Source organism: Streptomyces sp. NPDC048258 (assembly GCF_043201995.1).
Classification (GTDB): Bacteria; Actinomycetota; Actinomycetes; order Streptomycetales; family Streptomycetaceae; genus Streptomyces.
Genome location: NZ_JBICZH010000006.1, coordinates 156,476 through 168,811, shown reverse-complemented (window position 1 = coordinate 168,811; position 12,336 = coordinate 156,476). Strand labels below are relative to the sequence as shown.

Annotated in this window: 11 protein-coding genes and 1 pseudogene; 6 read left to right on the top strand and 6 right to left on the bottom strand. The window is 68.6% G+C overall.

The features are described 5' to 3' along the window. Positions 1-39: 39 nt before the first annotated feature. The gene (locus tag ACGFYQ_RS16540; protein WP_393744342.1) at positions 40-1,377 is read left to right on the top strand and encodes an MATE family efflux transporter; all 1,338 of its coding nucleotides are present in this window, start codon (positions 40-42) and stop codon (positions 1,375-1,377) included. A 124-nt stretch (positions 1,378-1,501) separates the two neighbouring features. Here the strand turns inward: ACGFYQ_RS16540 and rplI are convergent, their stop codons facing one another. From rplI to rpsF, 4 genes are all read right to left on the bottom strand, one after another. Then, complete coding sequence (gene rplI, locus ACGFYQ_RS16535; protein WP_030008386.1) at positions 1,502-1,948, bottom strand: 50S ribosomal protein L9; 447 nt, start codon at positions 1,946-1,948, stop codon at positions 1,502-1,504. 18 nt (positions 1,949-1,966) lie between these two features. Next, on the bottom strand, positions 1,967-2,203 hold the full coding sequence (rpsR, locus tag ACGFYQ_RS16530; RefSeq protein ID WP_005315025.1) for a 30S ribosomal protein S18: 237 nt from the start codon (positions 2,201-2,203) through the stop codon (positions 1,967-1,969). A gap of 43 nt (positions 2,204-2,246) precedes the next feature. Further along, positions 2,247-2,843 carry a single-stranded DNA-binding protein gene (locus ACGFYQ_RS16525; RefSeq protein WP_362389491.1) on the bottom strand — a complete coding sequence of 199 codons (597 nt, stop codon included), beginning with the start codon at positions 2,841-2,843 and terminating at the stop codon, positions 2,247-2,249. 72 nt (positions 2,844-2,915) lie between these two features. After that, the gene (rpsF, locus tag ACGFYQ_RS16520; protein ID WP_004950685.1) at positions 2,916-3,206 is read right to left on the bottom strand and encodes a 30S ribosomal protein S6; all 291 of its coding nucleotides are present in this window, start codon (positions 3,204-3,206) and stop codon (positions 2,916-2,918) included. Positions 3,207-3,458: 252 nt separating this feature from the next. Here rpsF and ACGFYQ_RS16515 point away from each other — a divergent pair, with 252 nt between their 5' ends. From ACGFYQ_RS16515 to ACGFYQ_RS16505, 3 genes are all read left to right on the top strand, one after another. Continuing rightward, entirely contained in the window at positions 3,459-3,782 is a 324-nt protein-coding gene (locus ACGFYQ_RS16515) for a hypothetical protein (RefSeq protein WP_393744340.1), read from the top strand. Positions 3,783-3,914: 132 nt separating this feature from the next. Then, entirely contained in the window at positions 3,915-5,033 is a 1,119-nt protein-coding gene (locus tag ACGFYQ_RS16510; RefSeq protein WP_362389489.1) for a peptidoglycan bridge formation glycyltransferase FemA/FemB family protein, read from the top strand. Positions 5,034-5,094: 61 nt separating this feature from the next. Further along, positions 5,095-6,126, top strand: coding sequence for an alanine racemase (locus ACGFYQ_RS16505; protein ID WP_393744337.1), 1,032 nt, complete (start codon positions 5,095-5,097; stop codon positions 6,124-6,126). Positions 6,127-6,160: 34 nt separating this feature from the next. On the opposite strand, the gene ACGFYQ_RS16500 is transcribed toward ACGFYQ_RS16505, so the two are convergent. Next, positions 6,161-7,621: a glycosyltransferase family 87 protein gene (locus ACGFYQ_RS16500; protein ID WP_393744335.1), complete on the bottom strand. Its 1,461-nt coding sequence runs from the start codon at positions 7,619-7,621 to the stop codon at positions 6,161-6,163. Between the two features lie 87 nt (positions 7,622-7,708). Continuing rightward, entirely contained in the window at positions 7,709-10,300 is a 2,592-nt protein-coding gene (locus ACGFYQ_RS16495; protein WP_393744333.1) for a transglycosylase domain-containing protein, read from the bottom strand. Between the two features lie 274 nt (positions 10,301-10,574). Here ACGFYQ_RS16495 and ACGFYQ_RS16490 point away from each other — a divergent pair. Both ACGFYQ_RS16490 and ACGFYQ_RS16485 read left to right on the top strand, forming a co-directional pair. After that, positions 10,575-11,174 (top strand): annotated as a pseudogene (locus tag ACGFYQ_RS16490) (helix-turn-helix transcriptional regulator); the annotation flags it as partial. A 52-nt stretch (positions 11,175-11,226) separates the two neighbouring features. Further along, on the top strand, positions 11,227-12,309 hold the full coding sequence (locus ACGFYQ_RS16485; protein WP_393744331.1) for an inositol-3-phosphate synthase: 1,083 nt from the start codon (positions 11,227-11,229) through the stop codon (positions 12,307-12,309). The last annotated feature ends 27 nt before the right edge of the window (positions 12,310-12,336 follow it).

Sequence of the window (12,336 nt, the reverse complement as noted above, 5' to 3'; positions counted from 1 at the left end):
TCCTTGCATCCATTACCTGTGGAAGATTAGATTGAGCGCATGACACAGGCCCCCGTCGCACCGAAGGCCGCACCGAGACGGCACGACCGAGAGATCTTCGCGCTCGCCGTCCCCGCCTTCGGCGCCCTCGTCGCCGAACCGCTCTTCGTGATGGCCGACAGCGCCATCGTCGGGCACCTCGGGACACCCCAGCTGGCCGGCCTCGGCATCGCCGCCGCTCTGCTCACCACCGCCGTGAGCGTCTTCGTCTTCCTCGCCTACGCCACCACCGCGGCCGTCTCCCGCAGGGTCGGGGCGGGCGACCTGCAGGCGGCGATCCGGCAGGGCATGGACGGCATCTGGCTCGCCCTCCTGCTCGGTGCCGTCGTCATCGCCGTGGTCCTGCCCACGGCCCCCTGGCTGATCTACCTCTTCGGGGCCTCCGACACCGCCGCCCCGTACGCGATCACGTACCTGCGGATCTCCGCGCTCGGCATCCCGGCCATGCTCATGGTCCTGGCCGCCACCGGCGTCATCCGCGGCCTCCAGGACACGCGTACGCCGCTATACGTGGCCGTCGGGGGGTTCGCCCTCAACGCGGGCCTGAACGTCCTCCTGGTCTACGGTGCGGGCCTCGGGATCGCCGGCTCCGCCTGGGGCACGGTCATCGCCCAGTGCGCCATGGCCGCCGCCTACCTCGTCGTCGTCGTTCGCGGGGCTCGGCGGCACAGCGCCTCCCTGCGCCCCGACATCGCGGGGATCCGGGCCTGTGCACAGGCCGGCGTACCCCTGCTCGTCCGCACCCTGTCCCTGCGCGCCATCCTGATGATCGCGACCGCCGTCGCCGCCCGGCTCGGCGACGCCGACATCGCGGCCCACCAGATCCTGCTCGCGCTGTGGAGCCTGCTCGCCTTCGCCCTGGACGCCATCGCGATCGCCGGCCAGGCGATCATCGGCCGCTATCTGGGCGCGAGTGACACCGAGGGCGCCAAGGCCGTCTGCCGGCGCATGGTCCAGTGGGGGATCGCGGCGGGCATCGTCCTCGGCGTGCTGGTCGTCCTGGCCCGCCCGGTGTTCATTCCGCTGTTCACCAGCGATCCGGCGGTCGAGGACGCCCTGCTGCCCGCACTGCTGGTCGTGGCCCTCTCCCAGCCCGTCTCCGGCATCGTCTTCGTTCTCGACGGAGTCCTGATGGGCGCGGGCGACGGCCGCTACCTGGCCTGGGCGATGCTGGTGACGCTGGCCGTCTTCACCCCGGCGGCGCTCCTCGTTCCGGCCCTGGGAGGCGGTCTGACGACGCTGTGGTGGGCCATGACGCTGATGATGCTGGTCCGGATGGTCACCCTCCAGCTCCGCGCCCGCTCGGGCCGGTGGCTGGTCGCGGGAGCCACCCGCTGACCGGCCCATGATGTTTCACGTGAAACATCGCCGGGGCATCGGCCTGTTTCACGTGAAACATCGCCCGCCCCGACAACGACGAAGGGCCGCACCCCACCGGGGTGCGGCCCTTCATGTGCAGCCCTTAGGCGGCGACGACCTCGATGCCCACGTTCGCGGCCACGTCGGCGTGCAGACGCACGGAGACCTGGTACGAACCGAGGGTCTTGATCGGGGAGCCCAGCTCGACGCGGCGCTTGTCGACCTTCGGGCCACCCGAGGACTCGATCGCCGTGGCGATGTCGGCCGGGGTCACGGAACCGAAGAGACGACCGGCGTCACCCGCGCGGGTGGCCAGACGGACCTTCACACCCTCGAGCTTGGCCTTGACCTCGTTGGCCTGCTCGATGGTCGCGATCTCGTGGATCTTGCGGGCGCGGCGGATCTGCGCCACGTCCTTCTCGCCACCCTTGGTCCAGCGGATCGCGAAACCACGCGGGACCAGGTAGTTGCGAGCGTAACCGTCCTTGACGTCGACGACATCGCCGGCGGCACCGAGGCCAGAAACCTCGTGGGTCAGGATGATCTTCATTAGTCGGTCACCCTTTCCTTATCGCGCGGTGGACGTGTAGGGCAGCAGCGCCATCTCACGGCTGTTCTTGACGGCCGTGGCGACGTCACGCTGGTGCTGCGTGCAGTTGCCGGTAACGCGGCGGGCACGGATCTTGCCGCGGTCGGAAATGAACTTCCGCAGCATGTTCGTGTCCTTGTAGTCCACGTACGCGGTCTTGTCCTTGCAGAACGCGCAGACCTTCTTCTTAGGCTTGCGCACAGGCGGCTTCGCCATTGTGTCTCTCCTGTGTGATCAAGAAGTGGGGTTGCGAGCTGCCCTAGAAGGGCGGCTCGTCCGAGTAGCCACCGCCGGAACCGCCGGAGCTTCCGCCCCAGCCGCCCCCGCCGCCGCCCTGCTGCTGCTGGCCACCGGCCGGCGCGCTGGACGCCCACGGGTCGTCGGAGGGAGCTCCGCCGCCCTGCGGGGCACCGGCGCTGGGGGCTCCGCCCCAGTTACCGCCGCCGCCACCCTGCTGCTGACCGCCGCCGTATCCACCCTGGCCACCGCGACCGGTGGTCTTGGCGACCTTGGCCGTGGCGTTCTTCAGGCTGGGGCCGACTTCCTCGACGTCCAGCTCGTAGACCGTGCGCTTGACACCCTCACGGTCCTCGTACGACCGCTGCCTCAGCCGGCCCTGCACGATGACGCGCATGCCCCGCTGAAGGGACTCGGCGACGTTCTCAGCCGCCTGCCGCCACACCGAGCAGGTGAGGAACAGGCTCTCGCCGTCCTTCCACTCATTGGTCTGACGGTCGAAGGTGCGGGGGGTGGACGCGACACGGAACTTCGCGACCGCCGCACCCGAGGGGGTGAAGCGCAGCTCGGGGTCGTCGACGAGATTGCCGACGACCGTGATGACGGTCTCGCCTGCCATGGATGAACCTCTCGGCGGGGATTGCTGCTGGGCTGCTGTGCTACTCGATCCCGATTACCGCTGAACCGAAGTTCAGTGGGTCTCGGGGCGAAGGACCTTGGTCCGGAGAACCGACTCGTTCAGGTTCATCTGTCGGTCAAGCTCCTTGACGACCGCAGGCTCGGCCTGAAGGTCGATGACCGAGTAGATGCCCTCGGGCTTCTTCTTGATCTCGTAAGCGAGACGACGACGGCCCCAGGTGTCGACCTTCTCGACCTTTCCGTTGCCCTCACGGACGACGGAGAGGAAGTTCTCGATCAGCGGGGAGACAGCGCGCTCCTCGAGATCGGGGTCGAGGATGACCATCACTTCGTAGTGACGCATGTGGAACCCACCTCCTTTGGACTCAGCGGCCACGGTCGTTCCGTGGCAGGAGGGTCGTGATGCGTACGCACGGCATCCGCAGAGCAGACACCGCGCAGACCGTACAGACTACCTGCTCGACTCCTTCCGGTTGAAATCCGGCAGGAGGGGGCCACAATCTGTATCCATCGGGTGTGCTCGGTGCTATGCCTTCGGCCCCCGCCGGAGACGGCCCGCAGCACCGCTCTGCTTCAGCCAGGAGGTGCCTTTCCGATGGCACAGGCAATGCGGTCCCAGTCCTCGCCCCCGCCCATCTCCCTCTTCTCGACCGACGGCAAGCCTCACCCGCTGCAGGACACCCTGATGGCGGCCACCTTGATCCTCGGAGCCGTGGCGTTCGTCACGGCGTTCTTCCACAACCTGCACCTGCTCACCTCGTGGGCCGGGCTGATCGGGATCCTGACCGGCGCGTACGGACAGTTCGTCTCCGTCACGACACGCGAGCGCTTCGCGCTGATCATCGGCCTTGGCGCGTCTGCCATCGGCTTCTTCATCGGCATGTTCCACGGCGGCCTCTTCGGCGGCTGGCTGGGCTGACCGGGGTACCTCCGCGGCAGGGCGCCGGCCGCGCAGCGGCCCGGGCCCCGGCCCGTCCCCCAGAAGGGTGGCGCCCCTGTCGCAGTAGGCTTCGCGCCATAGCCAGCGAAGCCGCCGGAGGAGACACCCCGCATGAGCCTGTCCCTGAGGACCATCAGCCGAGAGCAGCATCTGGCGTACCTCCAGAGCCTGCCGTCGGCTAGCCACTGCCAGGTCCCGGCATGGGCCGACGTCAAGAACGAATGGCGTTCGGAGAACCTCGGCTGGTTCGACAAGTCCGGCGAACTCGTCGGTGCCGCACTGGTGCTGTACCGGCAGCTGCCCAAGGTGAAGCGGTACCTCGCGTACCTTCCCGAGGGCCCGGTCATCAACTGGTACGCCCCGAACCTGGAGGAGTGGCTCCAGCCGATGCTGGCGCACCTGAAGAACCAGGGCGCCTTCACCGTGAAGATGGGCCCGCCCGTCGTCATCCGCCGCTGGAACTCCACCGCCATCAAGGCGGGTATCCAGGACCCGGACGTCAAGCGCCTGCGCGACGTGGAGGCCTCGCACATCGAGCCCCGCGCCTTCGAGGTGTCCGACAAGCTGCGCCGCATGGGCTGGCAGCAGGCGGAGGACGGCGGCGCCGGATTCGGCGACGTCCAGCCCCGCTACGTCTTCCAGGTGCCGCTGGCCAACCGCTCGCTGGACGATGTCCTCAAGGGCTTCAACCAGCTGTGGCGCCGCAACATCAAGAAGGCCGAGAAGGCCGGCGTCGAGGTCGTCCAGGGCGGCTACGAGGACCTGCCGACCTGGCAGCACCTGTACGAGATCACGGCCGAGCGCGACAAGTTCCGCCCGCGCCCGCTCAGCTACTTCCAGCGCCAGTGGACGGCCCTCAACTCCGAGGACCCCAACCGGATGCGCCTGTACATCGCCAAGCACGAGGGAGAGCCGCTGGCCGCCGCCACGATGCTCACCGTCGGCCAGCACGTCTGGTACTCGTACGGCGCCTCCGCCAACCACAAGCGCGAGGTCCGTCCCTCGAACGCGATGCAGTGGCGGATGCTGCGCGACTCCTACGCGCTCGGTGCGAGCGTCTACGACCTGCGCGGCATCTCTGACACGCTGGACGAGAACGACCACCTGTTCGGCCTCATCCAGTTCAAGGTCGGCACGGGCGGCGAGGCCGTCGAGTACGTCGGCGAGTGGGACTTCCCGCTCAACAAGGTGCTGCACAAGGCGCTCGACATCTACATGTCGCGTCGCTGACCCCACCCCCACCCACGCACCGCTGCATCCCGCAGCCATTCAGGAGAGGTTCCGGACGGGCATGGCGCTCACGCTCTACGTCGACACCGCGCGCTGGCGTGCGCACCAGAAGCAGATCCAGGACCAGTTCCCCGGAATGGTCCCGGTCTGCAAGGGCAACGGATACGGCTTCGGCCACGAGCGCCTGTGCGAGGAGGCGACCCGGATGGGCGCCGACGTACTGGCCGTGGGGACGACGTACGAGGCCGCCAGCATCAAGGACTGGTTCGGCGGCGACCTGCTCGTCCTGACCCCGTTCCGGCGGGGCGAGGACCCGGTGCCGCTGCCCGACCGGGTCATCCGCTCGGTGTCCTCGCTGGACGGGGTCCGCGGCCTGGTCGGTGCCCGCGTGGTCATCGAGTGCATGAGCTCGATGCGCCGCCACGGCATCTCCGAGCAGGACCTGGGACAGCTGCACGCGGCGATCGAGGACGTCCGTCTGGAGGGCTTCGCCCTGCACCTGCCGCTGGACCGCCCGGACGGCTCGGACGCCGTCGAGGAGGTCATCGGCTGGATGGACCGGCTTCGCGCGGCCCGGCTGCCGCTGCACACCATGTTCGTCAGCCACCTGCGGGCCGAGGAGCTGGCGCGGCTGCAGCAGCAGTTCCCGCAGACCCGCTTCCGCGCCCGTATCGGCACGCGCCTGTGGCTGGGCGACCACGACGCGACCGAGTACCGCGGGGCGGTCCTCGACGTCACGCGCGTGGCCAAGGGCGACCGCTTCGGCTACCGCCAGCAGAAGGCCGCGTCCGACGGCTGGCTGGTCGTCGTGGCCGGCGGTACCTCGCACGGCGTGGGCCTGGAGGCCCCCAAGGCCCTGCACGGCGTGATGCCGCGCGCCAAGGGCGTCGCCCGGGCGGGCCTTGCCACGGTCAACCGGAACCTGTCGCCGTTCGTGTGGGCGGGCAAGCAGCGCTGGTTCGCGGAGCCGCCGCACATGCAGGTGTCGATCCTGTTCGTGCCGTCGGACGCGACCGAGCCGAAGGTCGGCGACGAGCTCGTGGCGCACCTGCGACACACCACCACGCAGTTCGACCGGGTGCTCGACGCCTGACGGCCGCGTGCCGGTCCAGGACCGGCACACGGCGTCAGTCCTTGGGGCCCGTGCCCCAGTCGACCCGCTGCCCCTCCGAGGGCGCCGCGTACTGCGGTGCCCTCACCGCGCCCGACAGCACGAACACGTCGGGGGCACCGTCCAGGACGCCGCCGGAGGGGTCGTCCGAGCCGTCCCGGCGTACGACGTCCCGTTCGGGCATCAGGACGTCGCGGACGATGACCGCGCACAGGTAGAGGGTGCCCAGCAGGTGGGCGGCGATCGCCAGCTGGTAGCCCTCCACGGGCAGACCCTGGTGCTTGTCCCCGCTGGTCGTGTAGGCCAGGTAGAACCAGATCCCGAGGAAGTAGACGACCTCGGTGGCCTGCCAGATCAGGAAGTCCCGCCAGCGCGGCCGGGCCAGCGCCGCGAGCGGGATGAGCCACAGCACGTACTGCGGCGAGTAGACCTTGTTGGCCAGGATGAAGGCGGCGACGACCAGGAAGGCCAGCTGCGCGAAGCGGGGCCGCCGGGGGGCGATCAGGGTGAGCAGCCCGATGGCTCCGCACAGCAGGAGCGTCAGGCCGGTCGCGTACGCGTTGGCGCCGTCGAGGGGGTTGCCCGAGCGCTGGGAGATCAGCAGCCACACGGAGCCGAAGTCGATGGGCCGTTCCTGGCTGAAGGTGTAGAACTTCGTCCAGCCCTCCCAGGCGGGGATCATGACGGGCAGGTTCACCACGAGCCAGGATGCGGCCGCGCCGAGGGCGGCGGCGCCGAAGGCCCGCCACTTCCCGGCCCGCCAGCAGAGCACGAACAGCACCCCGAGCAGCAGCACGGGATAGAGCTTCGCGGCGGTGGCCAGGCCGATGAAGACACCGAAGAGCCCCGTGCGGCCGCGGGACCACATGAGCATCCCGGCGGCGGTCAGGGCGATGGCCAGCAGGTCCCAGTTGATCGTCGCGGTCAGCGCGAAGGCCGGCGCGAGGGCGAAGAGCAGGGCGTCCCAGGGCCGGCGGCGGTGGGTGCGCGCGACGCACACGGCGATGACGGCCGCGCAGGCCATCAGCATGCCCGCGTTGACCATCCAGTACATCTGCTCGCGGTGCTGCATGGAGCCGCTGCCGGGGGTCAGCCAGGACGCGATCTCCATGAACAGCCCGGTGAGGACCGGATACTCCAGGTACTCCATGTCGCCGGGGAGCCGGTCGAAGTAGGGCATCAGGTTGTCGGCGAAGCCGCGAGCCGCGTAGAGGTGCGGGATGTCCGAGTAGCAGGCGTGGGTGTACTGCGAGCCGGCCCCCCGGAACCACGCCCAGTCGTAACAGGGCAGCTTCTGCACCATGCCCAGCGCGAACATGCCGATGGCGATGAGGGCCACCACGCGCACCGGCCCCAGCCAGTGCCCGCCCAGCCGGGCGTAGCGGCCGAGCGGGCCGCCGATGAACTCACTGCCCGCCGCGGCGACCTCGTCCTGCTGCGTGGGCAGTACGGGACGGTCCTCGTGCACCTTCGTCATGGGCTCATCCTGCCGTACCGGGCCGGACATGGGGGAAGGCCGTCGCATCCTGTGCGACGGCCTTCCCCTACTCGCTCCGCGGGCCGGTCAGTCGGCCGCCGTGCCGGTCGGCCAACCCGTGCTGCCGCCCGGGCGGCCGGGTCTGCTGGTGTCCGTCGGAGACGGTGATCCGCTGGCTCCGCCGTCGGCGCCTCCTATGACCCCGGAATTCGTTCCCCCGGTGGAGGTCCCGCCGGTGGTGTTCGGGTCGCAGTACAGCTCCCACGGCTTGCACGACGGCTTGCCGCCCTTGGACGGGGTCGGGGACGGCGTCGGGGAGCTCGACGGAGACGGCGAGGGAGACGCGGACGGCGCCGCGGGGGCCGAGGGGGTGGGGGAGGGCGCGCCGGCGGAGTCGGCGACCACGCCGATGTCCTCGGCCTCGGGGAACGGCTTGACCGGGGCGCCCTTGAGCGCCTCGCGCATGTACTCGGTCCAGATCACGGTCGGGATGTCACCACCGTGGATGGAGTCGGTGCCACCCACGCCGTTCATGGACATCAGCTTCTTGTCGGCCGAGTTCGGGTCGGTGCGGAAGAGGGCTACGGCGGTCGACAGCTCCGGGGTGTAGCCGACGAACCACGCCGACTTGTTCTGGTCGGTGGTACCGGTCTTGCCCGCGGCGGGCCGGCCCAGCGCCTTGGCCTTCTTGCCGGTGCCGTTCTCGACGACGTTCTCCAGGACCTTGGTGACGTTGTCCGCGACGGCGTTGTCCATCGCCCGCTCGGCCTTGGGCGCCTCGAAGCCGGACAGCTTCTCGCCGTTCTTCACGACCTCGGTCACGGAGAAGGGCTCGTGGTGCGTGCCGGACGCGGCGAAGGTGGCGTACGAGTCGGCCATCCGGATGGCGCTGGGGGTCGAGGTGCCCAGCGCGAAGGAGGCGTCGTCGCCCACGACCATCGACTCCTTGAGGATGCCGGTGGACCTGGCCACGTCGCGGACCTTGGTGTGGCCCACGTCGAAGACGAGCTGCGCGAACGGCACGTTGATGGACTTCTCCATCGCCTCGTTGAGGGTCACGTAGCCGAAGGCGGCGGAGCTCTCGTTCTTCTGCTTGAACGGCTTGCCGGAGTTGTCCAGCAGGGGCCTGCCCTGACGGTTCTTGATCACCGTGAGGTCGTCGGCCATGTACTTGCTGTCGGCCGACAGGCCCTGGCCGTTCGAGTTCTGGGTGCCGTACTCCATCGCCGCCGCCAGGACGTACGGCTTCCAGGTCGAGCCGACCGGGACACCGCTGGTGTTGGCGTTGTTGCTGAAGTACTTCTTGTCCATACCGGGACCGCCGTACAGGGCGACGATCGCCCCGGTCTTCACATCGACGGAGGCGGCGCCGAACTGCACGAAGGTGTCGAGTTCGGGGCGCTTCTTCTCGTCGAGGAAGTCGTTGCGGGTGTCCTCGACGGCCTTGACCAGGGCGTCGACCCGGGGCTTCTGGAAGGTGGTCTTGATCTGGTAGCCGCCCAGGGCCATCTGCTCGGCCGTGATGCCCTTGGTCTTCATCACGTACTGCTTGGCCGTCTCGACCAGGTAGCCGATCTGGCCGGACATGGCGCGGGCCTGCTCCGACTCGACCCGGGCGGGGAAGTCCGAGTCCTTGTACTTGGCCCGCTCGGCCTTGTCCATCCGGCCCACCTCGACCTCGCGGTCGAGTACCCAGGCCCAGCGCTTCCTGGCCCGTTCCTCGTTGAGGACGGGGGTGGCCGCGGACCCGATGCCGCCGTCCGGGTTGTAGAGGTTGGGGCCCTTGAGCACGGAGGCCAGGAAGGCGGTCTCGGAGGGGTTCAGGTCCTGGCAGTCCTTGCCGAAGTAGGCGCGGGCCGCGGCCTGGATGCCGTAGGCGTCGCGACCGTAGTAGGCGGTGTTGAGGTAGCCCGCGAGGACCTTGTCCTTCTCCTCGGAGACACCCAGCTTTATCGCGATGAAGAGCTCGGTGACCTTCCGCTTGAGCGTCTGCTCGGAGTCCAGGTAGGTGTTCTTCACGTACTGCTGGGTGATGGTCGAGCCGCCCTGGGTGGAGCCGCCCGTGGCCATGTTGTAGACGGCCCGGGCGATGCCCATCGGGTCCACGCCCTTGTCCGTCTCGAAGGACTCGTTCTCCGCGGCGATCACGGCGTCCCTCATCGACTTGGGGATCTTGTCGATGGGCACGATCTGCCGGTTCATCGAACCGCCCGTCGCGACCATCTGGGAGCCGTCCTCCCAGTAGAAGACGTTGTTCTGCGCCTGGGCCGCCTTGTTCTCGTCGGGCTTGTTCACCATCGCGATGCCGATGCCGGTCCCGGCGATGATGACCGCGAAGAAGCCCAGGACCGTGCCGGAGACGAACTTCCAGGACGGCACGAAGCGCTTCCAGCCGTCCTTGTCGGACCGCGGGTAGTTGATGAGGCGCTTGTCCGGGCGGCCCGTGCCACGAGCGGCTCTGCCCGAGCCTCGTCCGCGGCCCGCGGGCCCTCTCTGTGCGGCCCGGCGGGCCTCGACACGGCCCGCGGGGGGCCGCTCGGCGTAGGGGCCGCTGGGTGACGCCGTGGGGACGTCACGCCGGTCATCGGCGCCCCGGCCGGGGCGCTGCTGGGCGGCCCGGCGGGCCGAGGCTCGCCCGCCACCCTGGGGCTGCGGCGGTTTGCGGCGGTGCTCGCTCATCGAACGACTACTCCTCGGGCAGGCGAGTGGCCTGGAAGCGGCAGGTGAATTCCGGTTCCCCCGGTGTCATGGCGCACAGACTACGCACGGTCAAAACCCAATCAGTGCCGAAGTTCACCCCAAATCAGGCAACTTGCCTGGCACGAATTCGCGATGTGACGCCGGTCACCACGTCACCCCTTGTCGTCGGACGCGCACCGTTCTATCGTCTGGATGTATCGAGTCGATACATCAGCTCGGTATAAAGACTCAGAGTCGGAGGAGAGGCAGGCGGATGAGCAGGCGCTCAGGCATCCTCGAATTCGCCGTCCTCGGCCTGCTTCGCGAATCCCCCATGCACGGGTACGAGCTGCGCAAGCGGCTCAACACCTCGCTGGGAGTGTTCAGGGCCTTCAGCTACGGGACGCTCTATCCCTGCCTCAAGACGCTGGTCGCCAACGGCTGGTTGATCGAAGAGCCGGGCAACGCCCCGGAAGACGCGCTCGCCGCTTCACTCGCAGGGCGCCGCGCCAAGATCGTCTACCGGTTGACGGCCGCGGGTAAGGAGCACTTCGAGGAGCTCCTCTCCCACACCGGCCCCGACACCTGGGAGGACGAGTCCTTCGCCGCCCGCTTCGCCTTCTTCGGCCAGACCGAACGAGACGTACGCATGCGGGTACTGGAGGGCCGCCGCAGCCGGCTGGAGGAGCGCCTGGAGAAGATGCGCGCCTCACTGGCCCGCACGCGGGAGCGCCTCGACGACTACACGCTTGAGCTTCAGCGGCACGGCATGGAATCCGTGGAGCGCGAAGTGCGCTGGCTGAACGAGCTCATCGAGAGCGAGCGGGCGGGACGGGATCGGAGACGACCCGGTCCGTCCGACGAAACTGCAAAATGAGGCCTGCATCTCGCAGGCCTCGTCCGAGAACAAACAGGGAGCAACCGGAATGGGTTCGGTTCGCGTAGCCATCGTCGGCGTAGGCAACTGCGCCGCCTCGCTGGTGCAGGGCGTCGAGTACTACAAGGACGCCGACCCGGCGGCCAAGGTCCCCGGTCTGATGCACGTCCAGTTCGGCGACTACCACGTGCGTGACATCGAGTTCGTCGCCGCGTTCGACGTCGACGCGAAGAAGGTCGGCCTCGACCTTTCGGACGCCATCGGCGCCAGCGAGAACAACACCATCAAGATCTGCGACGTCCCGAACACCGGTGTGACCGTTCAGCGCGGCCACACCCTCGACGGGCTCGGCAAGTACTACCGCATGACGATCGAGGAGTCCGCCGAGGCTCCGGTCGACGTGGTCCAGATCCTCAAGGACCGCCAGGTCGACGTCCTGATCTGCTACCTGCCCGTCGGCTCCGAGGACGCGGCGAAGTTCTACGCCCAGTGCGCCATCGACGCCAAGGTCGCCTTCGTCAACGCCCTCCCGGTCTTCATCGCCGGCACCAAGGAGTGGGCGGACAAGTTCACCGAGGCCGGTGTCCCGATCGTCGGCGACGACATCAAGTCGCAGGTCGGCGCCACCATCACGCACCGCGTGATGGCGAAGCTGTTCGAGGACCGCGGTGTCCGTCTTGAGCGCACCATGCAGCTCAACGTCGGCGGCAACATGGACTTCAAGAACATGCTCGAGCGCGACCGCCTCGAGTCGAAGAAGATCTCCAAGACGCAGGCCGTCACCTCGCAGATCCCCGACCGTGAGCTCGGCGAGAAGAACGTCCACATCGGCCCGTCCGACTACGTCGCGTGGCTCGACGACCGCAAGTGGGCCTACGTCCGCCTCGAAGGCCGTGCCTTCGGCGACGTCCCGCTGAACCTCGAGTACAAGCTCGAGGTGTGGGACTCCCCGAACTCCGCCGGTGTCATCATCGACGCCCTGCGCGCCGCGAAGATCGCCAAGGACCGCGGTATCGGCGGCCCGATCCTGTCGGCGTCCAGCTACTTCATGAAGTCCCCGCCGGTGCAGTACTTCGACGACGAGGCCTACGCGAACGTCGAGAAGTTCATCAAGGGCGAGGTCGAGCGCTAGTCGAGCCCCAAGGGTCCTCACGGACAC